The sequence below is a fragment of the Luteipulveratus flavus genome (assembly GCF_029439465.1).
Taxonomy (GTDB): Bacteria; Actinomycetota; Actinomycetes; order Actinomycetales; family Dermatophilaceae; genus Luteipulveratus; species Luteipulveratus flavus.
This window is the reverse complement of the sequence record NZ_JAROAV010000012.1, coordinates 42,034-62,940: the sequence shown is the minus strand read 5'-3', so window position 1 is coordinate 62,940 and position 20,907 is coordinate 42,034. Positions and strand designations below refer to the sequence as shown.

Sequence of the window (20,907 nt, the reverse complement as noted above, 5' to 3'; positions counted from 1 at the left end):
CCGGCGCCGGCGTACGAGGTGGATCAGTCGTCGCTGACGGTGACCGTCACGGGGATGTTGCCGTGGGTGGCGTTGCTGTACGGGCACACCTGGTGCGCCTGGTCGGCCAGCTGCTGGGCCTGCTCGTGCGGGAGGTCGGGGATGACGACCTCGAGGGTGACCTCCAGCGCGTAGCCGACACCGTCGTCCTTCGGGCCGATGCCGACGCGCGCGCCGACGGTGGACTCACCGAGGTCGACCTTGGCCTGCCGGGCGACACCCTGCAGGGCGGAGTGGAAGCACGCGGCGTAGCCCGCGGCGAACAGCTCCTCAGGGTTGGTCGCACCGCCCGGGCCACCCATCTCCTTCGGGATCGCCAGGTCCATGTCGACCAGCCCGTCGCCGGACCGCACGTGCCCGTTGCGACCGGCGCCCGTGGCGAGTGCCTCTGCGGTGTAGATGCTGCTCATCGATGTCCTCCTCCGCTGCCGTCGGTACGTCCCGACGACGGCTCTTGAGCGGGTACGGCGCCGACCAGTCGTCGGGCCAGCGTGCGCAGAACGACGACCTCGTCCGCACTGAGGGGTACGGCGGCGGCCAGGCACCGCTGCAGCTCACCGGCGTGGCCGCGCAGCGCGCGGCCCTCGTCGGTGAGCGTCACGACCACCCGACGCGCGTCGGGGTGGCTGCGCTCGCGCACCAGTACGCCGCGCGCCTCCAGCCGGCGCAGCAGCGGCGACAGCGTGCCGCTGTCCAGCAGCAGCCGCTCCCCCAGCTCCGCGACGCTCTGGCCGTCGCGCTCCCACAGGGCGATCAGGACCAGCCACTGCGGGTAGGTCAGGTCGAGCTCGTCCAGCACCTCGCGGTACGCACCCTGCGCCACGCGGGACGCGGAGTACAGCGCGAAGCAGAGCTGGTCGTCGAGGCGGATGTCGTCCTGCACCCCTGAACCATTGCACGCAATTCAATTGCGTGCAACTCATCTGTGCCGACCTCGCGGGTGATCACGAGCCGCCCCACGAGTCGGACTCAGCCGGGGAAGCCGAAGCAGGGGTAGAACTCCTCCGCGCCCGGCCGCGGCACCTCGATGCAGCGGCTCTTGGTCTGCGTGAGCGTGGCGTCCGTCGCCTCGCCGCTCGCGCTGCGTCCGGCGAAGGTGACAGACACGGTGGCCGACACGGGCCGGTTCAGCTCGTTCGAGGTCGCGTTGACGTTGCCGTCGTCGAAGTGGTCGTGGCTGTGGTTCGTCGTGTGCTCCAGCGGTCCGGTCGCCGTCCACGTCGCCGACAGGGCGATGGACACCGGGTCGCCGTTCGCGTCGGTCGCCGCGATCGTCGTGCGGAGCTGCGCGGACCGCAGCCGGTTGTCGGTCACGAGGGCGGCGCGGTTCTGGCCGTCGGCCTGGAAGACCACGGTTCCGCCGCCTCCCCCGGCTGCCGGCGCGGCAGCCGTCGTACGCGCGCACGCGTCAGTCACCCGGACGAACACGCCGGTGAGGCCCTGCTTGTTCACCGGGCCGGGCTGTGCGGCGTACATCGCCACACTCGAGGACACGAACACCTCGGTGCGCTCGCAGCCGTCGGTCCGGTCGAGCACGGCGTCGGCGTGCGACGAGGTGATCGTGTGATAGATCCGGGGCTGGGCGGCGATGGCCGGCGTAGCCGTGGCCAGGGCCAGTCCGGCGCTCGCCACCATGGTGGTCAGCAGACGGTTCATGGCGTTCCTCCACTTCTCCCTCCTCGACGGTATTCCCGCTCGTCGACCGAGGGGTACCCCCGTACGAACCGGGGCGCCGTGGTGAAAGAACGGCACGAGATCGCGCCCGTACGCGACTCACCAGGAGTGGCGTACGAGCGCGACCCGTTTCCTCGGAGTCCGCACCAGGGAGGGGGCGCTGGTGCGGGTCAGCCCGTCATCCGGAGCTGCTGGTCCCGCCGGCGATCGTCGGGATCAGGACGTCGTTCAGCTCGTCGGACCAGCCGAGGTACTTGTAGCCGACGTTCACCCAGCCCTGGATCCGGTAGGTCCCGGTGTACTGGCGCTGGGAGTTGGTCGACTCCATGAGCCCGCCGCCGAGGTTGACGGCGACGTGCCCGTAGACGCTGCCGTGCGGGGCGAAGAACAGGAAGGCCCCGACCGGCGCCTGCGTCCACGGCGTCGTCCTCTTGCGTCGGTTGTTGTTCCAGGCCGTGATCGCCCAGTTGTACTTGGACGGGATGGCGTACGCGTCACGGCAGAACCCGAGACACATGCCGCCGTAACCGGGTCGAGGCGTGCGCAGCCAGCCGAGCGCCTCAACCTTGGTCCTGGCCGCCATCGCCGGCCACCTCCCCGTCCGAGGGTCCCGCGTAGGTCCCGTCGGGGATCTCGGCGTCCGGGACGATGTCGGCGGCGGGGGCAGCTGGTGCCTGCGTCCCCTCGCCCGCCGACTCCGGCTCGACGCCTTCTGCTGGGGCGGCCTCGCCCGTCTGAGCTGGGTCGCCCGTCTGGGCGTCGTCGCCGGTCTGAGGTACGTCGTCGGTCATCGGTCCTTCTCCTTGCTCGTCGTGGTCGGTCGGGTCGGTCAGGGGAGCTTCGGGTTGACCTGCCAGCCCACCAGGTAGTCGGCGATCGGGTGGTCGCCGTCGTAGAACAGCCACTCGGTCTCGGACTTGGAGATGAGCTTGGTCGGGCTGGGCCGGTAGAGCGTCGCCGGCGGCACCAGGAACTCACCCAGCGTCGGGACGGTCTGCAGGATCTTCTGCACCCAGCCCTCGCCGTGGTTGTAGAGCTCGTCGTAGTCGGTGGCGACCGAGATGAACGGGTTGTCCGCGATCCCCTCCGACTGGCTGCCGTACGAGCTCTGCTTGAGGGCCCAGTCGTTGAGGGTGTTCGCCGCGGGTGCCGGGAAGTTGCCGCCGGCGCCCTGGCGCTTGCGGGACAGCCAGTCGCGGCCGACGTTCTGGTCGCCGAAACGGTAGATGTACACGGCGCCACCGGCTCCGGTGCGGAAGGACTCGCCGGCCGCGTTCGCGGCGCTGAAGGTCTTCGGTGCGGGCATGGTTTCTCTCCTGCTCGGATGTCGGTGCGGTCAGTGCGGGTAGCGGTTGTTGTCGGGGAAGGCACCCCGGTCGGCCTGCGCGGCGATGACGTTGACCTGCGCGGCGGGCGTGATCATCTGCCAGTTCTCCCAGCCGGGGATGTAGCAGTTGCCGGCGACGACGCCGCCGCCCGGCGTGAGGTGGACGTGGCCGACGACGCACAGCGTCATCCCGCCGAACTGCACGTAGGTGTACGCCGACCGGGTCTGGCCGTTGTTGTGGGTCTGGACGAACACCGCCTGCGTGAAGTCGGCGTTCGTGACGAGGTTGATGGCGTCGTTGTTCGTGAACGGCATCGGTCCGGGGTTGGGCAGGTTGGCTCTCCAGGGCATGACGGATCTCCTTGTGTGAGTGGGCTGCTGGGTGGGAGGGCGCGGTCAGCCGACGGCGCCGGTGTAGCGCTCGACGGCGCGCGTCGAGCCGGGCCACACGCCGTACAGGTCGACGGCGATCTGGCCGTTGGTGAACTGGGTGAGCGGGCTCGGCCAGTTGAAGCGGTGCACCTCGTCGCTCCACATGCCCTTGAAGGCCAGGGTCAGCGACAGGTTGGTCGCGTCGGCGGGGATGGAGTTCATCATCGTGGAGCGCCCGCCGGAGACCTGCGCGCTCGTCGACTGCTGCTGCCCGCCCACGGTGTACGTCGCCGTCGCGTTGACGATGTACGTGCCGCCGTGCGAGTCGTCCAGCAGGATCGAGATGCCGGAGATGTTGGTGATCCACCCCAGCACCGGGGTGTCGCCGACGTACGACGCGAACTGGTAGGCGATCGGCATCAGGTCGGTCGCGACGCTGTTGGCGTTGCCCGGCCACAGGTGCTGCTCGAACGCCGAGCTGGACTTGGTCTGCGCGTACGACCCCTTGGCGTCACCGCCGGCGTTGCCCGCCATCGCGTTGGTGGCGCCGACCGAGCCGGTGATCGAGAAGCTGGAGTCGGAGGACTGCGAGCCCAGGTTCAGCCCGCTCACCGCCATCAGCGCCTGGGTGATGACCCCGAAGCCCTGGGTGATCTGGCCGTTCTGGAGCATGCCCACGCTCTGGGCCTGCTGGGCGACCCAGTCCTTGTTGGTGAGCAGCTGGCTGGTCGGGTCGACCAGGTACTGCTGGTTCTCCAGCAGGAAGGTGGAGCTGATCGACCCCTCGGACCCGAACTTCCAGGTCATCTCCATGCCGGCGTCGACCTTGGTGCCGGTCTCGGGGTCGGTGACCGAGCCGCTCAGGTCGACCGACGTCGAGGTCTGCGACACGTCGGCGGACTGCACCTTCCACTCGTTCGAGGGTGCGGTCGTGGTGGCGACGTTCGGGTCCTTGAGGTTCGAGACGTAGGTGAACGCCCCGGTCGAGGTGTTGAGCATGCCGATCGCCCCTGCGCGGACCTGCGCGTCCAGGCTCCAGTTGCCCCAGTAGGTCGGCTGGGTGTTCCGCAGCATCTGCGAGAACCCCAGGTTCCAGTTCGTGCTCATGACGTCCCCTTCTCGTTCCGTGGCGCCGGCCGGGATGGCGGCTCTTCCACGGCACCGGGACGGGCGTACCGATCTCGTACACCGGCGCGGCCCGCCCGTACCGCGCTGCGCCGGCGGCGTACGCCGCCGTACGCCGGGGTGCTGCTGGGCGCGGACGGACGGTGCGGGAGCGTGACGGAAGCGCACCGCCGCTCGGGCCGCCCCGCGATGACGCGGACTCGTGGTGCCGCGCGCAGCCCCGAGCGGGCGGCCGACCGTACGGTCGCGTGACGCCGGGAGAGGCGCTATATCAGATGACCGCACGACAAATCTTCGGAACGACCAGACTGACCTCTATGGTTGCGGCATGTCCCCGGTGCCCAGTGCGGGCGGTGCCAGGCTGATCGCGCCGTCGCGATGAGTCCGCTGGAGACTGGGGTGCCCACGCGCCCGACGCCCGGCGCGCACCCCGTCGAGCTGCGTGTGATCGGCGCGTTCCAGACCCGCTTCGACGGTCACGTCCGGACACTGCCGCACAGCGCGGAACGGCTGATCGCCGTCGTCGCACTCATCGGACCGCTCGCCCGCTCGTACGCCGGCCGGCTGCTGTGGCCGGACGCCCCCGCTGCGCGCGCCCGCGCCAACCTGCGCGCGGCGCTGGCGCGGTCCGGTGTGGCGGGTGCCGGCATCGTGCACATCTCCGGCGAGGTGCTGTCGCTCGGCGACCAGGTCGTCCTGGACGTCGACACCGCTCGCGCCTGGATCGACGAGACGATCTACGACGCCGGCCAGGCCGTCGTGAGTCCGCCACCCTCGACGGTCGGGCGTCCGCTGCTGGCCGGTTGGGACGACGAGTGGCTCGACGGCCCCCGCGAACGCCTGCAGATGCTGCAGGCCCAGGCCTTGGAGACGGCGGCCGAGCGGCTGCTCGCGGCCAACCAGCCGGCCGAGGCGATGCCGTACGCGATGACCGCCGTCGAGCTGCAGCCGTGGTCGGAGAGCGCGAACCGGCTGCTGATCGAGATCCACGCCCGACGGGGCGACCCGAGCAACGCGCTGCGCCGCTACCGCCGGTTCTGCCGCGCCCTCGAGCTCGAGCTGGGGGTGCAGCCCGGGCCGGACATGATCGCCGCGATCCGGCAGCTCTACCCGTTCGGGAACCCCCTCACCGAGAAGTAGCCACCCCCGCCGGTCGACCTAGCCGCCCTAGCCGCCCTCGCCGGTCAAGCAGGGCCGGAGCCCGCGGAGGCCCGTATCGAGACCACCGTCACCGCGGCCCGCGAACCCGTTTGGAACACTCGCCCCATGAAGCGGGGGTTTCTGGTTGTTCTGGCGTTGGCTCTGACGGGGTGCTCGTCCTCGGCGGCGGAGGCTCGACCGTCGCCCGGCCACGAGTCACCTCCCGTCGCGGCGGCGCGTCCGTTGGCGGTGACCGCGTTCCAGGACTCGTCCGCCGCGACGTCGCTGATCGACCGCAGCAAGGCCGCCATCACGACCGTCGGCGTGGACGGGGTGACGCTCGCTGCGGACGGCACTCGCCTCGACCCTGCCGACTCCGCGGTCGACCGGCAGCGTGCCCGGACGCGGAAGGACGGGCTCAAGGCGGAGCTTCTGGTGTCGAACTTCTCGTCCACCCGCAACGACTTCTCCGAGCCGATCGCCCACACGCTGCTGTCGAATCCGTCGAACCGGGCCCGCGTCGTCAAGCAGCTCACGACGTACGTCACGGCGAAGCACTGGGACGGGATCAGCATCGACCTCGAGTCGCTTCGTCCCCGGGACTCGTCCGGTCTCATTGCGTTGCTGCGTGGGCTGCGCGCGTCGCTGCCCGCGGGGGCGACGCTGAGCATCTCGCTGATGGCCGCGACGACCCCCCAGGAGTACGTCGACGCCGGCTACGACCTGACCGCGATCGGCAGGCTCACCGACCGGGTGATGCTGATGACGTACGACCAGCACGGGCCCTGGGACGACGAGCCCGGGCCGATCGGCGCGCTGTCCTGGCAGCGCGCCGCGGTCAATGCGGTCGGGTGGACGATCCCGCGCAACAAGCTCGACCTCGGCGTCGCGGGGTACGCCTACGTCTGGAAGCGCGGCGCGAACGACATGCTGTCCGTCGCGGACGCGCGGAAGAAGGCGGGGAGCCGCGCCCGGTTCGACGTGGCGACCGGAGAGTGGACTGCGAGGCTCGCGGACGGCTCGGTGCTGTGGTGGTCCGACGCCCGCTCGTACGCCCTGCGCGTGAAGCTGGCGCAGCAGCTGGGCGTGCACGGCCTGGCGATGTGGGTCCTCGGCATGTCGGACCCGCTCACCCGCTGAGCCGCAGCGCGTGGAGCGACCGGCTCCTGGAGTGATCCTCTGGCCGCGTGCTGACGGACTATTACACTCGTCAGAATGGTGACTGACGAGGGCGCGACCCGCCCGGGACCGCGGGAGCGGGTCGTGTACACCGCCGTCCAGCACCTCCGGGAGCACGGTGTCGAGGGGACCGGCCTGCGCGCCCTGGTGGCCGACGCCAATGCCCCGTGGGGTTCGCTCCGCCACTACTTCCCCGGCGGCAAGGACCAGATCGTCGTCGAGGCGCTGGAGTGGGCGGGCGCGTTCGCCGCCGGCGAGGTGGAGCGATACCTCTCGAAGACGCGCAAGCCGACCCCGCGCGGGCTGCTGAAGGCCGTCCTGCAGTGGTGGATCGACGACCTGTCCGCTCGCGACTTCACCCGGGGCTGCCCGTTGGCGGCGGCCATCGCGGACGGCGCCGACACCAATCCCGAGGTGTGCGCAGCCGCGCGACGCGCGTTCGAGGGGTGGGCGGGGCCGATCACGGCCGGGCTGGTGTCGATGGGCCGACCGCGACGGGAGGCGCGCGAGCTGACGACCCTGCTGCTCGCCTCGCTGGAGGGCGCGGTCCTGATGGCTCGCGCGCAACGGTCCGTCGAGCCCCTGCGTGTGGTGGAGAGACGGCTGCGACCCCTCTTCTGAGGACGTCCGGCACCTTGGTTGAAGTCACTATGACGCTCGTATTAGTTGTGCCATGATGACGACTGTCATAGTGGTGCGGCGAAGGGGAAGTCCATGCGCGTCGGATTCGTGGGTGTCGGACTGATGGGTGAGCCGATGGCTCGCAACCTCCTGCGCGCCGGCCATCAGGTCGTCGTCTGGAACCGCTCCGACCCGGCGGCCGTACGACTCGTCGCGCTCGGCGCGACGCGCGCCACCACGCCGTACGACGCGATCCGGTCGGCGGATGTCACGATCGAGATGCTCTCCACCGAGCGGGCGGTCGACGAGGCGCTGCGGATCGACGGCGATGAGTTCGCCGCCGCGGTCGCGGGGCGCGGGCTCGTGCACATGAGCACGACATCCGCCGACTGGTCGCTCCGCGTCCAGCGCGCGGTCCGGGCGGCCGGCGGCTGGTACGTCGAGGCGCCGGTGTCCGGCTCGCGGGTGCCGGCGGAGCAGGGCCGGCTCGTCGCCATGGTCGCGGGCGAGGACGCCGACCTCGACCGCGTCGCGCCCCTGCTGGAGGCCATGTGCGCGCAGGTGCTCCGGTGCGGTGCGCCCCCGTCGGCGGCGCTGATGAAGTTCGCGGTCAACACCCACCTGATCGCGGTCGTGACGTCGCTGGTCGAGTCGTGGCACTTCGCGCGGTCGCTCGACCTCGACCTCGACGTGTTCGCGTCCGCCATCGCGAACGGCCAGATGGGTTCGCCGATCACGACCGTCAAGCTCGACAAACTGCGCCGCGACGACTACGCGCCTCAAGCCGCAATGCCGGACGTCCACCGGAACGCCTGCCTCATCGCGGACGCGGCCCGCGACCGCGCCATCGACCTGCCGCTGCACGAGCTGTGCCTGGACCTGTTCGGCGAGGCGTTGCGCCTCGGCCACGACGCGGAGGACATGATCTCGGTCGTCCACGCGGTCGAGCACCGGCAACGCAGCGGGGTGCCGGTCCGTCAGCCCGAGGAGGCGGCGCGCCGGGCGCTCACGTGACGCCGTCGATCAGCGCGCGCAGCGCGGCAGCGTGACCACGCAGTGCCCGCTCGCCCTGACGGGTCAACGAGACCCAGGTCGTACGCCGCCCGTCGACCACGCCCTTGCGGCTGACGACGTACCCCTTCTCGGCGAGCGCGGAGATGTGCTTGGAGAGCACCGAGTCACTGACCACCAACGCCTCACGCAGGTGGACGAACTCGGCGCTGGACACGGCCGTCAGGCTGGTCATGAGCTGCAGTCGTACGGGCGGGTGGATGGCCGGGTCGAGGCCGGTCATCGCGACGCGACCAGCAGCGCGACGAGGCCGACCACGGCCGCGAGCACGCACGCCGCGAGGAACGCCCGGGACGCCCCGCGCGCGTGGCGAGCCGGATCGCTGCGGTAGGCGCGCCACCAGTGGTGCGCGGCCGCGGCGTAGGCCGCCCCCGTGGCGAGCGCCGCCGCGACCGCGAGCACCGGATGGTCACTGAACGCGGCCCACATGGTGGCCGCGAGCCCGCCGCCGTACGCCACCGAGGCGAGGTTGGACGAGCCCAGCACCGCCTGACTCACCCAGCCACCGACGGTCGCGCGGTTGAGCCGCCGGAACCGCGCGATCTGCACCAGCGCGACGACCGCGAACACCGCGCACCCGGCCGCCAGCAGGACAAGTTCCCAGGCGTTCCGGTCGTCGTCGTTGAAGGCGGCGATCCCGAAGGCGGCGGTCGCGACCTGGACGGCCACCGCAGCGCCCAGCCAGGCGTGCAGCCCGGACGGCAGACGGAGGTCGGCGGCGAGGCGTTGGCGAGCGAGGTCGGCGGCCTCGAGCTGGGCGACGGCATCGTTCGGACCCGGACTCGACTGCGGTGTGGTTTCCATGTCGGAAAGTATCAATCGCTACTTTCCAATGTGTCAAGTATCTTGCTGGCTCGCCGGCCGTGGCCGCCAAAGTAGTACGTTCGTCATAAAGCCGCCTCAACCGGATCGGAGCGCCGCCCGTGGTCAGCCGTGCTCGACGTCTGTGGACCGTCTTCGAGGTGGTCCACGTCCCGGTCTACTTCGCGCCCGAGCCGCTCGCCGCGTACGCCGCACTCGGCCTGCGTGGGTACTGGCGCGGCTACTACGCCGGCCGGGTCGCGCCGCTCGGTGCGGTGGGTGCGGACCCGGTCGTGCGGTACTTCCACGGGTTCGCGCGCCGCCACGTCGAGCGGGCGCTTCCCTCGATCTGGGAGCTGACGTCGCCCGCGGCCGCGCTGGACGCACGGCTGGCCGGCGTCCGCGACACGCTCGCTCGGGCCTGGGCCGGGCTCGACGACACGGTCCTCGTCGCGGAGCAGCTGCTCACGGCCGCGGTCGACGGTGCCGACCTCGACGGGCGACCGCTCGGATCCGCCAACCGGGACGTCGAGCGCCCGACCGACCCGATCGGGGGGGTCTGGCACGCGGCGACGGTCCTGAGGGAGGCGCGCGGTGACGGCCATGTGACGGCGTTGCGGCGGCACGAGATCGGGCCGTGCGAGTCGCTCGTGCTGCGCGCCGGGCTCGGGACGCCGCGGTCGGTGCTGCAGCCCAATCGCGGGTGGACCGACGAGGAGTGGGACACGACGGCCGACAGCCTGCAAGCCCGCGGGCTGCTGGACGCCGGCGGAGCGGCCACCGATGCCGGGCGCCAGGTGGAGCGCGCGGTCGAGGCTCTCACCGACGAGCTCGCTGACTCACCCTGGTCGACGCTCGGCGACCGGCGGACCGACGACGCGTACGCCGCCCTGAGCACGCTCGCCGAGCCACTGCGCGCGATGCTCCCCTGGCCCAACCCGATGGCCCTGCCGCGGCCCACCGGGACGTAGCGCAGCTCGCCCGTTCGTGCAGAAGGAACGGGCGTCATAGCGCGCGTTCCTTCTGCACGTACGAGAGCGCACGAAGCTGGCGGTCAGTCCTCGTCCTCGAAGCGGCCGACGACTCCGAGGTCGATGTGGACGCCGAGCAAGCGCCCTTCGCCGTCTGTCGTCGCCAGCACCGGGTAGAAGCCGTCACCCCAGCCAGAGTGGGAGAGGACGACGTTCTCGCCAGAGGTCGCGCGTGGCATGACAACGTTGGCGGTGCCCTTCGGCAACGGCCCCTCCGAGTCCATCGCGTCGAACCAGGAGCCCTCGGCGTCGGAGTCGAAGACGTCGGTGTACCAGTCGGACTCACCGACGTCGGGCATTCCTGACGCCACGGCGTCGGCGTCCACGAAACCGACCGTGCCCGCGTCGACCCCGATGCCGTAGACCTCTCCCTCGCGCGCCTCGCCTGCTTCGGTGACCGCGGGCGCGACCCGGCGGGCAAGCCCCTCGGCGATCACGACGCTCAGGTATGCCTCGCGCAGGTGCGAGCCGTCCTGGGCGTCGCTCACGTCGGCGACCGTGACCCGGACGGTGTACTCACCAGGCGGCACCGGCACGACGAGCGGCTGGTCGAGGCTGACGAAAGGGTCACAGACACCGAGGCGGCCTGACGCGACCTTGAGACTCCCGAGGTCGTGGACCCTTAAGGCACGCTTCTCGCCCAGGTCGTCGGGTGCGGTGCCGGTGCTCATCGCGTGGAAGTCGGTGATGTCCATGGCCGCACCCAACCATGCGGCCATGACAGCCTCACCGCTTCGACTGGCTAGGGTCTTGTCAGCCGCCGGCCGGCAGATGCCCGCCACCAGACGTCAGGGAGATTCGCGGTGACCAACCCGTCGCTCGAGTCCAGGATCGCGATCAATCGGATCGCGCTCATCGTGATCGGCGTCCTGATCGCGGTGGCGTTCACGGTGGGCGCCTTCGCGCTCGAACGATGGGCATGGTTGGTCGCTGTGCCGATGAACGGGGTGGGCATCTGGTGCATCGTCGTCGGTGGTCGGACGCGCCGACAAACCCAGGGTCAGCGGGGCGTTGCTGTGTCGATGCTCGGGGCGGTCCTCGTGGTCGGGTCGATCTGGGCAGCGTTCATGCTGGGCGACGCCCTCGACGCCTGACGTCCGTGTGGGCCGGCGGCCGAGCGGCGTCCAGCGCCACTGACGACGTCAGCTCATGGGCCGGGCTCATCCGCCCTCGCGGTCACTCGCGATCAGCCCGTAGACCCACGAGTCGGAGACCTCTCCGTTGACGATGCAGTCCTGCCGCAGGTGCCCTTCACGCACGAAACCCGCCTTCTCGAGGACGCGAGCGCACGCGAGGTTGCGGGTGTCGGTCTCGGCCTGGACGCGGTTGAGGTCGAGTGTCGTGTACGCCCAGTCCAGGACCGCCCGTACGACCTCGGTCGCGTAGCCGTGGCCCCACGAAGCCTCGGTGAAGCAGAACCCCATGGCGGCGCTGCGGTAGTCGGGGTCCCACCGGGTGAGGCTGCACCAGCCCAGGAACGCCCCGTCGTCGGCTCGGTCGACCGCCAGCCGTGCGCCGGTGCCTTCGTCGGACATCCGGCGGCACTTCGCGACGAACTCCTTGGCTCGTCCGCGGTCGGTCCACGGCGGCTCGTCCCAGTACCGCAGCACCTGTGCGTCGGAGAGCAGCGCGAAGAGGTCCTCGGCATCGGAGTCCTCGAACGGGCGAAGCACCAGGCGCTCTGTGCGGAGGGTAGGAGTCGGCAGGACCATTCGCCGATCATGTCATCGCGCGAGGACCCACCCCGTGCTCATCGGTCAGTCGGGCAGGACGCAGGCGTACCCACGCCCGCGGCTGCGACGGCTCGAACGCGACGTCGGGCGTCCTCGACGTGGCACGCGCTAGCGTCGAGCGGGTGGACCTCACCCGCCGTCCGTTCCGTGTCCCGGCGATCGACGACCGCCTGGGGGACGCCGTCGAGGCGGCGACGCGCGCCCACCACCGACGCCGTCTGACGCGACACGGCTGGGCGGACGCGCTCGACCCGTCACCCGCGGTCGACGACGACTGGTGGGCGCCCCGGGCGAGGATGCGCGACGGCAACCGGTTGGAGGTCCTGATCGACGGGAGCGCGGCGCTGCCCGAGATCGAGCGGGCCATCGCCGGGGCGGAGCACTCGGTGCACATCGCCGGGTGGCACGCGAGTCCCGACTTCAGGCTCTCCCCCGGACCGGACGCGGCTCCGCTGCGCGATGTGCTCGCGATCGCCGCCGAGCGCGTACCGACACGGCTGCTGCTCTGGGCGGGTGCGCCACTGCCGGTGATCACGCCGGCCCGCAAGCTGGTGGCGAAGGCGCGCGCCGAGTTCGTCCGCGACTCGCGGCTGGAGTGCGCGCTGGACCGGCGGGAGCGGTCGATGCACTGCCACCACGAGAAGATCGTGGTCATCGACGACCGGGTGGCGTACGTCGGGGGCATCGACCTGACCGCCTTGTCCGGCAACAGGTTCGACAGCCCGGACCACCCGCGGGCGGACTCCCTCGGCTGGCACGACTGCGCGACCCGTCTCGAAGGGCCGGCGGTCGAGGACGTCGCGGGCCACTTCCGTCACCGCTGGCAGGAGGTCACGGGGCGCACGATCCCGGCGCCGCGCCCGCAACCGGTCGCGGGGACGAGCAGCGTTCAGGTGCTGCGGACGGTGCCGAACGGGACGTACGACTTCTTGCCCGACGGGGAGTTCACGATCCTGCAGGCCTACCTGCGGGCGCTGTCCGCGGCGACGTCGTTCATCCACCTGGAGAACCAGTTCCTCTGGTCGCCCGAGGTGGTGGACGTCCTCATCGACAAGCTGCGCAACCCGCCGAGCGAGGAGTTCCGTGTCCTGCTGGTGCTGCCGGCGCACCCGAACAACGGCGGCGACACCACCTGCGGGCAGCTCGGCCGGCTCATCGCCGCCGACGACGACGCGGGCCGGCAGCTCGCCGTCACCGTGATCGGCCCGACCGCCCGCAGCACCGGTGTGTACGTGCACGCGAAGGTCGGCATCGTCGACGACCGCTGGCTCACCGTCGGGTCGGCGAACCTGAACGAGCACTCCCTCTTCAACGACACCGAGATGAACGTCCTCACCGACGACCGCGCGCTCGCGCGCGACACCCGGCTGCGGCTGTGGGCCGAGCACACCGGCCGCCCGACCGAGGAGCTCGACGGGCCGGTGCACGAGGTGGTGGACGGGCTGTGGCGGCGCATCTGCGACGAGCAGGACGCGATCAGCGCCCGCGGCGGCGAGCCCCAGCACCGCGTACGCCGCCTGTCCGGCCTCTCCCGGCGCCTCGACCGGCTGCAAGGCCCGCTGCGCGGACTCGTCGTCGACGGCTGACGCGTACGCCCCGGCGCTGGGCTCGGTAGGTTTCGTCCCGTCGGTACGGCGATGTGATGGGGGCGGGGATGACGCAGCAGATCACTCATCAGTGGCGCGAGGGACGGATGCGGCCGTGGCTGCCGCTGATCGTGCTCGCCGTCGTCGCGCTGAGCATCGTGGGTGATCTGGTCAAGGGCGAGTTCGGGTGGCGGCTCGCCTTCCCGATCGGCCTGGTGCTGCTGGTGTCGCTCAGCCTGATCGCGGTGCGCTGGGACGTGTCCGCGGACGCCGTGGCCATCCGACCGAAGGAGCGCTGGCGGGTCGTCCACTGGGCCGACGTCGACCACGTGCGTCGGCCGGGCGCGTGCGGTGGGGTCGTGTGCGTGGTGCTGAAGGACGGCCGGACGGTGCCCACCGGCTTCCCGCTGTCGTACGCCGAGGACCTCGCCGCGCTCGGCAGAGTCCCCCTCTCGTCCTGAGACGTCCGGCGGCGCGCGTCCGCTCGTACGTCAGGACGGGGCGCCGCTACCGAGTCCGTGGCGGGTGGACTCTCGGCCTCTCGGGTCGAGGCGCGTCATGGGTCGGCGCCGGCGGCGACGTCGAGAAGGACGTCCGCGTGACACGGCAGGTGCGGCGCGCACCAGCATGCGAGGTCCTTCCCGGCGAGCTCGCCACGCACCTGCTCGATCAGGTCCGGACGTTCGGCCAGCCACTGCCGGTAGCGCTCGACCGCAACGGAGTTGGCCTCGACCGTCCGGCGTTCGGGTCGGAACGGATTGGCGTACGGCGTCGGGTACGCCACCGAGCGAGCCCTGGGAGGAAGCCGCCACCCCGCGGCCCGGGACAGCTGGACGCGCACGCCGCGACGTCGAGTCGCCGTCACGGGCACGCCGCGAAGTCGGCCAGCGCCCGCCGGATTGCCTCGGAACGGCTCAGATGCTCCCGCGCGGCCACCGCATCCACGGCGGCCAGCTCTTCCGCGGTCAGGCGCACGGCCACGACCCGCATCGGCTCGGCCGCGCGCCCCGGACGACCACGGCCGCGATGCTGGAGCTTGTCGACGTCGTAGCCGGCTTCAGCCTCTTCCGACCACCGTTGGACCTGCTCGTCCCCGACCATCCCAATATCGTATGACGAAATTCATGCGAGGAATGGACCGAGTCGTGGCGTCGGACGACTCGGATTCGGTCTGGTCGAAGCCTCCGCCCGCGAGCCAGGCCCGGAACCGCCGCTCGTCCTGTTCGGGCAACGGAAGCCGCGAGTCACACACCCACAGGACACTGCCGTGGCCGCACACCCGCGGCCCCTCGTACATCGGGAGCACAACACCTGGTGCGACCTCACTGCGCCATCGGTGGGTCACCTCGGGGAACAGCGGCATGATCACCGCACGCACCGACTCCCCGGGCGCTACCTCGGCGCGCGAGAAGGCGAGGACAGGCGCGCCGGTCTGGTCCGGAGGCTCCATCGAGGGCAGGCCCCCAATTCGGTCGATACGCCCAAGCCCGTTCTCGGTCGGTGATGATCGGCGTCCGGCGCCCTCCATCGGCGGCGGTCAGGAGCACCAGCTCGATGCCCACTGCCAGCACCTTCGACTCACCCGCCACCTCGTGACCGTATGCCGGTCGGCGCCCCCATCGGCTGCCGCGCCTCGGACCTCGTATGAGCTACCCCACCGATGAGCTTGCTGGCATCCTGTCCACCCGGGACGCTTCTCGTGTGCGCGCGCTGTGGGCGGCCCGTCAGAGTCAACGCCGATCACTACCAGGTGTTCGAGCGGATGGACTACGTGTGACCTCGGCGAGGAAGACCTCGCGAGGCAGGTAGTGCGTTCTCCAGGCCGCGGCCGCCGTAGCGGTACTTCCGGACCGTCCGGCCTTCCCAGGAAATCTCCTCCACGAGGCGCCCTACCGCGGACCAGTTCGCTTCCTGCACCTCAGCTCCCTCTCCCGTCGCGTGTCCGATCCGACCGCGCTGTGGCACGTGTCCCGACACCCCGGCCGCAGCGAGACCCGGATCGAGCAGTGTCCGATCCGTTCAGGTCCTCTGTGTCGCGCGCGAACGGTGAACCCGTACGTCAGCTCGTCGCTGTATCAATCGGGGTGGCGACGCACCCATCCTCGTCAAGGCAGCTGGCCGTTGAGTTCGTTAACGACGGACACCACGTGATTGACACAATCCTCAATATGGGCTTGCCCTAGCGATCGAAAATCCAGCGCGACAGGATCCCAGTCACCCTCATGAGCTATTTGATTCCTTCGATCGTACTGCAGCTGAAGTTGCGCCCGCACTCGATCTGGGCGTGAGCCCATCGCTATCGATGCGTGCAGCCAACAGTGGGTTGCGTCTACTCCTGCGGCAGCTAACACCTCGTCGATCTTATCTGGAGATACGAGGGTTCGATACGACAAGCGATACCGAATGAACAGTTCCGCGGAACCGCTTGACACGTCGAATTCGGTAGTACCGCCTCGAAGATAGGTCGCAACCAACTGCGCCTCGGTAGCGCCTTTCGCGGCATGATCTCGAAGGAGGCCAATCGCTCGTTCGTGAATAAAGGTATCAAAAGCCGCGACGGTCAACACCAGGGCCGAGCGGAGGAGCACCGGCCCGGTCGTCTCATGCCCAGCCTGAACTTCGCGGTTCGCTGCGGCCCGCACTTGGTCCACTTGTTGCATCAACCGTTCGAAAACAGCCAATGGGGGCGAACTCATTAACTCCGACTTTCGCCCAGTCCGATTACTCTGTCGGCAAACTGTTCGTATATCCTATTGACGCTTCTAATTTGCCTAAGTGACCCTTGAAGAACCACTCCAACCTGCTCCAATTGGTCAGGTGTCAACTCAAAAACCGGAACACGATGCTCCTGCGACTTGGGCAAGAGACTATTAAATTCCTGGATCTGGGCAAGAATGCGCGCATCATCAATCCCAGCACTTTTGTAGGCGTCCTGTTCGAATGTGAGATTTGCCGCTTCGAGCGCAGGGACAAACTCGTATCTATTTGCCCCTCGAACCTTTTCGATCCAAGCCCGGAAAGGGCCGGTCGGCGTGCCATATGGCTTGGCTTCGGTTGGTGCCCTATATAGTCTATAGCGTTGGATTACTGTTCCCGCAAGTCGAAGTCGCGGAGAAGGGAATGGGTATGTTGCCTCCGCAAGTACTTCATTCTTGCTTGCAAGCTGCGCCCACCTCATCCACCTTGGCAAGATCCCGGCTAGCGACTGTAGGGCCATAATGGAGAAGAAGTCAGGCGACGTAGGCACAATTAGAAGATCGCTGGTCGCAACAATATTCTGGTTTATCGCACCAAGGCTAGGACTCATGTCCACTATCACGTAGTCAGCCTCGAACTTTTTGGCCGTCTCCGTCAGCAAGTAATGAAAAGCGCCGGGAAGATTGCGGAGTGCCACAAGGGAGCCGGCCAGCTCTTGCGCCACCCCCAACGTGACCTCGTATTCGCCTAGCCGCAAATGACCGGGTAGAAGGAAAAGCCCCGGACAAGCCTCGATGGGAAAGCAATCCACAGCAGAGAGCAGCTTTGGCTCCGATTCAAACGCTGGCCGAAGTGCACCGTAGAGCGTTCGCTCAAAGTTCTTACTCCAGAAATCTTCGCTCGCTTGTTGAACGTCGGCGTATTCCGTCGACCCCGAATCATCGACTTGCTCGCCTTCGACAGAGTCTTCCATTTCGCCGTCGATAGCAACATCCTCGGGAGGCCATTCGGCATTGAGTCCAAGTGCGACGCCAGTGAGGTTGCACTGTGGGTCGGCATCCACGAGGATCACTCGCTTGCCCTTTCGCGCAAGCTTCCAGCCCAAATTGAAGGTCGTTGTCGTCTTGGATACGCCGCCTTTGTGATTGAACATTGCGATAATTTGTGCCGCCACGCCTACCCCTTTGCTGTCACGAGCTACGCCGTGAATGTCAGATCTGCTTCCCCGGATATTGGTACCTGCCCCGCTTCGCGCTGCATCCGAAGGTCCGATTCCAAGCTCTAGCGCCATCCTTCGTTTGCGCGTTCGTAGCAGCGGCGAAGATGTCTGATGGAATCATGCCACTTGTTAGGTGTGGGCGCGGAGGTAGCGGCCGAAGTGGGGAACGGTGAACGCGATCCGGCCTCGCTCGCCCGAGTAGATCAGGCCCTTCTTCAGCAGCGCGTCCCTCGCCGGCGACAGCGACTGAGGCTTGCGGCCGAGGATCAGCGCGACATCCGCGGTCGGGACGGACTCGATCTCGTCCAGCTGCTCGTGCGCGTTCTCCGCGAGCGCGACGGCCGCGTCGGCCATCGCGCGCAGGTAGTCGCGTTCGCCGGGAGTCGCTCTCTCGTAACGGGATCCGAAGAATCCGACCGCCAGCTCCGACTCCGCCTCCGGCGCCGAGACCGCGACGTCCTCGGCCGTGATCGGCGTGCCGGGCGCGAGGTCCCAAGCGACCTTGCCGTACGCCTGGATGAAGTACGGGTACCCGCCCGTCGCCGCGTACATCGCCTCCAGCGCCTCGGCGGTGAAGTCGGCGTCCTCCTCCTTCGCCGGCATCTGCAGCGCGCGGTCGGCGGCGTCGCGCGGCAGCCGGTCGATGCGGGCGTACCGGAACAGCCTCTCGCTGTACGACTTCGACGCCGACAGCACCGCCGGCAGGTGCGGCAGCCCGGCGCCGACCACGATGACCGGCAGCGAGGACTGGCTGATCTCGTGGCACGCGGCGCACATCGCGGACACGTCGTCCGGGTGCAGGTCCTGCATCTCGTCGATGAAGATCGCGACGCCCTCGCCGACGTCGGCCGCGAGCCCGCCCACGTCCGACAGCAGCTCGACCAGGTCGATCTCGATGTCGCCCGAGTCCGCACGCCCGCTGACGGCCGGCGCGTCGATGCCCGGGTTCCACCGGTCGCGCAGCTTGGCACCCGGCTCGACCGCCCGGTGCGCGAACGACTTGATGACCCCGAGCACGTGGTCGACGTCGTCCGCCTGCGGGTGCCCGAGCTCGCGTACGGCGACGTGCAGCGCCGCGGACAGCGGCCGGCGCAGCCGCTGGTCCGGCCGTGCCTCGAGCTTGCCCGTCCCCCAGTCCGCCCGGACCGCCGCCGAGCGCAACGCGTTCAGCAGCACCGTCTTCCCGACCCCGCGCAGGCCGGTCAGCACCACCGACCGCTCGGGGCGACCGCGCGCGATGCGTTCCAGCACGACGGTGAACGTCTCCAGCTCGCTGTCACGACCAGCGAGTTCGGGTGGGCGCTGGCCCGCGCCCGGGGCGTACGGGTTCCTGATCGGGTCCACGATCGCAGCGTATGGCGGGCTCTAGCGCTCGCCTGAGATTTCGCTAGCGAGGCCGATCGCGTGTCGCGCGTACGGTGGACGCATGCGCATCGGCAACTCGGAGGTACGCGTCGCGGGCGGCCTGCCCGGCTGCCTCGCCATGATCCTGATCTCGGTCGTGCTGTCGATCATCCTGACGGTGATCCTCAATCTCCTGACCTGACCAGCGGGTACGCCGGAGGCGGGGTTGTCGTCCGCGGCTGCGGTGGTTTCGACTCGGTCTCGCGCCTGGGCGCTCGACCGGCTCAACCAGCGGGGACGGCTCGGGTCGGCTCAACCAGCGATCGTGACGGCCGGTTCAACCAGCTGGTTCGGGCAGTAGCGTGCGGCGCATGGGGGATGACCGGGACCAGGTGCAGATGCTGACCTGGCGCGACCCGCGCGTCCTGGCTGCCTCGTTCGGCCCGGCGATCGGCGCCGTCATCTTCGTCGCCATCGGCGCGCACCAGCACCGTGACGGCGCCAGTCTGCTCGATGCCGGCTGGGTGCTTGCCCTGATCCCGATCCCGCTCGTGATGTCCTGGGTCGCCCTGGCACGGCTGATGAGTTCGCTCCCGCCCGACGGCGCGCGCCGGCAGGCGTACGGCACCTGGCCGAAGGAGCCGCCGCCGCGTGACCACGAGCGATCGACCTGGCGCGCCGCGGCCGCCACCGCTCCCTGGCTGATCACCGTCATGCTGGCCACGAAGCTGCCGCCCGCCGTCGGCGTCACCGCGGCGGCCGTGGTGACGGGTGGGTACGGCTGGTGGCAGGCGACGCGGTCCATTCCCCGGGAGCTCGCCGCAGCGCGCCGACGCCGCTCGACACGTGAAGAGGTCAGTCCTGCCGGCGGATGTAGCCGCCGTACAGCAGCAGCGCCCCGACGAGCACGCCGGTGAGCGCCCCCATCACGACACTTCGTAAGACCCCGCGGTGCCCGAACGCGCCGGTGGCATCGATCGCGACGTAACAGACGGCACACGCGAGCGGGCACACGAGAAATGCGGCCACCACGGGATGGCGCTCGATCCACTGCCGGTAGGTCTCGATCACGGCTTCATCCTGGCCGCCGCTGCCGCAGATCAGCAGTGGAGAGAGTCGTTCAGCTCAACCCGAGCTGGAAGTCCCGGTACTCGCCGTAGGCGGGCCGCCCAGCCAGGCTGGCCGCTTGGCATCGCTCGGTCCCCACATGGCATGAGGCGGCTCACCTCGGCGGCGGTGGCCGCGGTCGTGCAGCACGAACGCCCCGAAGAACAACGCGAGGCCGACCACGCACACCGCCAGCCACGCACCCGACACGGCGATCCCCAGCACCCCACCGACGAGATCGAGAGCTCCACCGGTGAGCATCAGTGCACCGGTGAGCGGCGAGCGCAGCGGGTGACATCCCGACCATCCCTCGCGCATCGTCGCCAGGTCGACGCCCATGACGAACGGGATCATGACGACGATGACGACGACGAACAGCAGAGCCAGCACCCACGGTGAGAGGTCGAGGACCGACGACAGCACCCCGAGCCCCATCGCCCCTACGACCGCCAGGGCGAGCCGCCACCACCGAACATTCACCCCGCGCATGCCGACGATCCTGCCGTATGACGTGGCCGCGCGGCCGTGTTCAGCGGCGAGCGCGGCGGCCTTCCTCCTCGCCAGCGGCAACGGATGAGCATCGCCGGCGTGCCTCGTACGGCGGTGTCTAGCGTTCGTCTGAGACTTCGCTAGCGAGCCCGATCGCCCGGGGGCCCGGCCGGCCTACCCGGCTGCGGAGCGGCGCAACCAGTGGTGACCTGTGGGGCAACGCACAGTTCGTACGAGGGGTCCGGTTCGGGGCCGCGGTCGCCCTGGTTTCGACTCGGCCTCCGCTGCGCTCCGGACCGGCTCAACCAGCGGGGAGTCGAGAACTCCCAGCAGACCCTGATCGCGCATCCGG

General features: G+C 69.5%; 28 protein-coding genes. 9 read left to right on the top strand and 19 right to left on the bottom strand.

What is annotated here, in order from left to right; genetic code table 11:
* Window positions 1-23 precede the first annotated feature (23 nt).
* The 8 genes from P4R38_RS04785 to P4R38_RS04750 all read right to left on the bottom strand — a co-directional run bounded on the left by P4R38_RS04785 (window position 24) and on the right by P4R38_RS04750 (window position 4,519).
* Window positions 24-449: an organic hydroperoxide resistance protein gene (locus P4R38_RS04785; protein WP_275236498.1), complete on the bottom strand. Its 426-nt coding sequence runs from the start codon at window positions 447-449 to the stop codon at window positions 24-26.
* Window positions 446-922 (bottom strand): MarR family winged helix-turn-helix transcriptional regulator, encoded by a 477-nt coding sequence (locus P4R38_RS04780; RefSeq protein WP_275236497.1) that lies wholly within the window; start codon window positions 920-922, stop codon window positions 446-448. Before P4R38_RS04780 ends, P4R38_RS04785 begins: the two co-directional genes overlap by 4 nt.
* A gap of 86 nt (window positions 923-1,008) precedes the next feature.
* On the bottom strand, window positions 1,009-1,695 hold the full coding sequence (locus P4R38_RS04775; RefSeq protein ID WP_275236496.1) for a hypothetical protein: 687 nt from the start codon (window positions 1,693-1,695) through the stop codon (window positions 1,009-1,011).
* A 196-nt stretch (window positions 1,696-1,891) separates the two neighbouring features.
* Window positions 1,892-2,296, bottom strand: a complete 405-nt coding sequence (locus P4R38_RS04770; protein WP_275236495.1) for a C40 family peptidase — start codon at window positions 2,294-2,296, stop codon at window positions 1,892-1,894.
* A complete protein-coding gene (locus tag P4R38_RS04765) occupies window positions 2,274-2,504 on the bottom strand; it encodes a hypothetical protein (RefSeq protein ID WP_277191262.1) in 231 nt (76 codons plus the stop codon). The genes P4R38_RS04770 and P4R38_RS04765 overlap by 23 nt, the downstream gene beginning before the upstream one ends.
* Before the next feature lie 38 nt (window positions 2,505-2,542).
* Window positions 2,543-3,019, bottom strand: coding sequence for a hypothetical protein (locus tag P4R38_RS04760; RefSeq protein WP_277191261.1), 477 nt, complete (start codon window positions 3,017-3,019; stop codon window positions 2,543-2,545).
* 30 nt (window positions 3,020-3,049) lie between these two features.
* Window positions 3,050-3,391, bottom strand: coding sequence for a hypothetical protein (locus P4R38_RS04755; protein ID WP_275236492.1), 342 nt, complete (start codon window positions 3,389-3,391; stop codon window positions 3,050-3,052).
* Between the two features lie 45 nt (window positions 3,392-3,436).
* Window positions 3,437-4,519 carry a hypothetical protein gene (locus P4R38_RS04750; RefSeq protein ID WP_277191260.1) on the bottom strand — a complete coding sequence of 361 codons (1,083 nt, stop codon included), beginning with the start codon at window positions 4,517-4,519 and terminating at the stop codon, window positions 3,437-3,439.
* A 417-nt stretch (window positions 4,520-4,936) separates the two neighbouring features.
* On the opposite strand from P4R38_RS04750, the gene P4R38_RS04745 reads away from it, so the two are divergent.
* From P4R38_RS04745 to P4R38_RS04730, 4 genes are all read left to right on the top strand, one after another.
* On the top strand, window positions 4,937-5,677 hold the full coding sequence (locus tag P4R38_RS04745) for an AfsR/SARP family transcriptional regulator (protein ID WP_277191259.1): 741 nt from the start codon (window positions 4,937-4,939) through the stop codon (window positions 5,675-5,677).
* Window positions 5,678-5,926: 249 nt separating this feature from the next.
* A complete protein-coding gene (locus P4R38_RS04740; RefSeq protein ID WP_277191258.1) occupies window positions 5,927-6,817 on the top strand; it encodes a glycosyl hydrolase family 18 protein in 891 nt (296 codons plus the stop codon).
* 75 nt (window positions 6,818-6,892) lie between these two features.
* Window positions 6,893-7,477: a TetR/AcrR family transcriptional regulator gene (locus P4R38_RS04735; RefSeq protein WP_275236488.1), complete on the top strand. Its 585-nt coding sequence runs from the start codon at window positions 6,893-6,895 to the stop codon at window positions 7,475-7,477.
* Between the two features lie 93 nt (window positions 7,478-7,570).
* Window positions 7,571-8,491, top strand: coding sequence for an NAD(P)-dependent oxidoreductase (locus P4R38_RS04730; RefSeq protein ID WP_277191257.1), 921 nt, complete (start codon window positions 7,571-7,573; stop codon window positions 8,489-8,491).
* On the opposite strand, the gene P4R38_RS04725 is transcribed toward P4R38_RS04730, so the two are convergent.
* The gene (locus P4R38_RS04725; protein WP_277191256.1) at window positions 8,484-8,771 is read right to left on the bottom strand and encodes a transcriptional regulator; all 288 of its coding nucleotides are present in this window, start codon (window positions 8,769-8,771) and stop codon (window positions 8,484-8,486) included. The genes P4R38_RS04730 and P4R38_RS04725 overlap by 8 nt on opposite strands.
* On the bottom strand, window positions 8,768-9,352 hold the full coding sequence (locus P4R38_RS04720) for a hypothetical protein (RefSeq protein ID WP_277191255.1): 585 nt from the start codon (window positions 9,350-9,352) through the stop codon (window positions 8,768-8,770). The genes P4R38_RS04725 and P4R38_RS04720 overlap by 4 nt, the downstream gene beginning before the upstream one ends.
* A 119-nt stretch (window positions 9,353-9,471) precedes the next feature.
* Here P4R38_RS04720 and P4R38_RS04715 point away from each other — a divergent pair, with 119 nt between their 5' ends.
* Window positions 9,472-10,320, top strand: coding sequence for an SCO6745 family protein (locus P4R38_RS04715; RefSeq protein ID WP_277191254.1), 849 nt, complete (start codon window positions 9,472-9,474; stop codon window positions 10,318-10,320).
* An 83-nt stretch (window positions 10,321-10,403) separates the two neighbouring features.
* On the opposite strand, the gene P4R38_RS04710 is transcribed toward P4R38_RS04715, so the two are convergent.
* On the bottom strand, window positions 10,404-11,099 hold the full coding sequence (locus tag P4R38_RS04710; RefSeq protein WP_277191253.1) for a DUF4241 domain-containing protein: 696 nt from the start codon (window positions 11,097-11,099) through the stop codon (window positions 10,404-10,406).
* An 84-nt stretch (window positions 11,100-11,183) separates the two neighbouring features.
* Here P4R38_RS04710 and P4R38_RS04705 point away from each other — a divergent pair, with 84 nt between their 5' ends.
* The gene (locus tag P4R38_RS04705; RefSeq protein ID WP_275236482.1) at window positions 11,184-11,474 is read left to right on the top strand and encodes a hypothetical protein; all 291 of its coding nucleotides are present in this window, start codon (window positions 11,184-11,186) and stop codon (window positions 11,472-11,474) included.
* A 66-nt stretch (window positions 11,475-11,540) separates the two neighbouring features.
* On the opposite strand, the gene P4R38_RS04700 is transcribed toward P4R38_RS04705, so the two are convergent.
* Window positions 11,541-12,053, bottom strand: coding sequence for a GNAT family N-acetyltransferase (locus P4R38_RS04700; protein ID WP_277191252.1), 513 nt, complete (start codon window positions 12,051-12,053; stop codon window positions 11,541-11,543).
* A gap of 182 nt (window positions 12,054-12,235) precedes the next feature.
* Between P4R38_RS04700 and P4R38_RS04695 the strand changes: the two genes are divergently transcribed.
* Together P4R38_RS04695 and P4R38_RS04690 are read left to right on the top strand one after the other, a co-directional pair.
* Entirely contained in the window at window positions 12,236-13,699 is a 1,464-nt protein-coding gene (locus tag P4R38_RS04695) for a phospholipase D-like domain-containing protein (protein WP_277191251.1), read from the top strand.
* Between the two features lie 68 nt (window positions 13,700-13,767).
* Window positions 13,768-14,160, top strand: a complete 393-nt coding sequence (locus tag P4R38_RS04690) for a hypothetical protein (RefSeq protein ID WP_275236479.1) — start codon at window positions 13,768-13,770, stop codon at window positions 14,158-14,160.
* 95 nt (window positions 14,161-14,255) lie between these two features.
* On the opposite strand, the gene P4R38_RS04685 is transcribed toward P4R38_RS04690, so the two are convergent.
* The 5 genes from P4R38_RS04685 to P4R38_RS04665 form a co-directional block, all read right to left on the bottom strand.
* Window positions 14,256-14,540 (bottom strand): DUF4326 domain-containing protein, encoded by a 285-nt coding sequence (locus P4R38_RS04685; protein WP_275236478.1) that lies wholly within the window; start codon window positions 14,538-14,540, stop codon window positions 14,256-14,258.
* 20 nt (window positions 14,541-14,560) lie between these two features.
* Window positions 14,561-14,800 (bottom strand): ribbon-helix-helix protein, CopG family, encoded by a 240-nt coding sequence (locus tag P4R38_RS04680; RefSeq protein ID WP_275236477.1) that lies wholly within the window; start codon window positions 14,798-14,800, stop codon window positions 14,561-14,563.
* Window positions 14,801-15,804: 1,004 nt separating this feature from the next.
* Window positions 15,805-16,395: a HEPN domain-containing protein gene (locus P4R38_RS04675; RefSeq protein ID WP_275236476.1), complete on the bottom strand. Its 591-nt coding sequence runs from the start codon at window positions 16,393-16,395 to the stop codon at window positions 15,805-15,807.
* On the bottom strand, window positions 16,395-17,570 hold the full coding sequence (locus P4R38_RS04670; RefSeq protein WP_409201235.1) for a ParA family protein: 1,176 nt from the start codon (window positions 17,568-17,570) through the stop codon (window positions 16,395-16,397). Before P4R38_RS04670 ends, P4R38_RS04675 begins: the two co-directional genes overlap by 1 nt.
* Before the next feature lie 174 nt (window positions 17,571-17,744).
* On the bottom strand, window positions 17,745-18,959 hold the full coding sequence (locus tag P4R38_RS04665; protein WP_277191250.1) for an ATP-binding protein: 1,215 nt from the start codon (window positions 18,957-18,959) through the stop codon (window positions 17,745-17,747).
* 371 nt (window positions 18,960-19,330) lie between these two features.
* On the opposite strand from P4R38_RS04665, the gene P4R38_RS04660 reads away from it, so the two are divergent.
* Entirely contained in the window at window positions 19,331-19,876 is a 546-nt protein-coding gene (locus P4R38_RS04660; RefSeq protein WP_277191249.1) for a hypothetical protein, read from the top strand.
* Here the strand turns inward: P4R38_RS04660 and P4R38_RS04655 are convergent.
* Together P4R38_RS04655 and P4R38_RS04650 are read right to left on the bottom strand one after the other, a co-directional pair.
* Window positions 19,815-20,030, bottom strand: a complete 216-nt coding sequence (locus tag P4R38_RS04655) for a hypothetical protein (RefSeq protein ID WP_277191248.1) — start codon at window positions 20,028-20,030, stop codon at window positions 19,815-19,817. The two genes, P4R38_RS04660 and P4R38_RS04655, sit on opposite strands and share 62 nt — an antisense overlap.
* A gap of 54 nt (window positions 20,031-20,084) precedes the next feature.
* Window positions 20,085-20,555, bottom strand: coding sequence for a hypothetical protein (locus P4R38_RS04650; RefSeq protein ID WP_277191247.1), 471 nt, complete (start codon window positions 20,553-20,555; stop codon window positions 20,085-20,087).
* Window positions 20,556-20,907: the final 352 nt, after the last annotated feature.

Bases quoted from the DNA above. Each gene is read 5' to 3' on its own strand.
- P4R38_RS04750 (WP_277191260.1), bottom strand. From the start codon at position 4,519: ATGAGCACGAACTGGAACCTGGGGTTCTCGCAGATGCTGCGGAACACC.
- P4R38_RS04735 (WP_275236488.1), top strand. From the start codon at position 6,893: ATGGTGACTGACGAGGGCGCGACCCGCCCGGGACCGCGGGAGCGGGTC.
- P4R38_RS04760 (WP_277191261.1), bottom strand. From the start codon at position 3,019: ATGCCCGCACCGAAGACCTTCAGCGCCGCGAACGCGGCCGGCGAGTCC.
- P4R38_RS04725 (WP_277191256.1), bottom strand. From the start codon at position 8,771: ATGACCGGCCTCGACCCGGCCATCCACCCGCCCGTACGACTGCAGCTC.
- P4R38_RS04675 (WP_275236476.1), bottom strand. From the start codon at position 16,395: ATGAGTTCGCCCCCATTGGCTGTTTTCGAACGGTTGATGCAACAAGTG.
- P4R38_RS04650 (WP_277191247.1), bottom strand. From the start codon at position 20,555: ATGCGCGGGGTGAATGTTCGGTGGTGGCGGCTCGCCCTGGCGGTCGTA.
- P4R38_RS04660 (WP_277191249.1), top strand. From the start codon at position 19,331: ATGGGGGATGACCGGGACCAGGTGCAGATGCTGACCTGGCGCGACCCG.
- P4R38_RS04720 (WP_277191255.1), bottom strand. From the start codon at position 9,352: ATGGAAACCACACCGCAGTCGAGTCCGGGTCCGAACGATGCCGTCGCC.
- P4R38_RS04710 (WP_277191253.1), bottom strand. From the start codon at position 11,099: ATGGCCGCATGGTTGGGTGCGGCCATGGACATCACCGACTTCCACGCG.
- P4R38_RS04690 (WP_275236479.1), top strand. From the start codon at position 13,768: ATGACGCAGCAGATCACTCATCAGTGGCGCGAGGGACGGATGCGGCCG.
- P4R38_RS04730 (WP_277191257.1), top strand. From the start codon at position 7,571: ATGCGCGTCGGATTCGTGGGTGTCGGACTGATGGGTGAGCCGATGGCT.
- P4R38_RS04770 (WP_275236495.1), bottom strand. From the start codon at position 2,296: ATGGCGGCCAGGACCAAGGTTGAGGCGCTCGGCTGGCTGCGCACGCCT.
- P4R38_RS04775 (WP_275236496.1), bottom strand. From the start codon at position 1,695: ATGAACCGTCTGCTGACCACCATGGTGGCGAGCGCCGGACTGGCCCTG.
- P4R38_RS04680 (WP_275236477.1), bottom strand. From the start codon at position 14,800: ATGGTCGGGGACGAGCAGGTCCAACGGTGGTCGGAAGAGGCTGAAGCC.
- P4R38_RS04785 (WP_275236498.1), bottom strand. From the start codon at position 449: ATGAGCAGCATCTACACCGCAGAGGCACTCGCCACGGGCGCCGGTCGC.
- P4R38_RS04755 (WP_275236492.1), bottom strand. From the start codon at position 3,391: ATGCCCTGGAGAGCCAACCTGCCCAACCCCGGACCGATGCCGTTCACG.
- P4R38_RS04765 (WP_277191262.1), bottom strand. From the start codon at position 2,504: ATGACCGACGACGTACCTCAGACCGGCGACGACGCCCAGACGGGCGAC.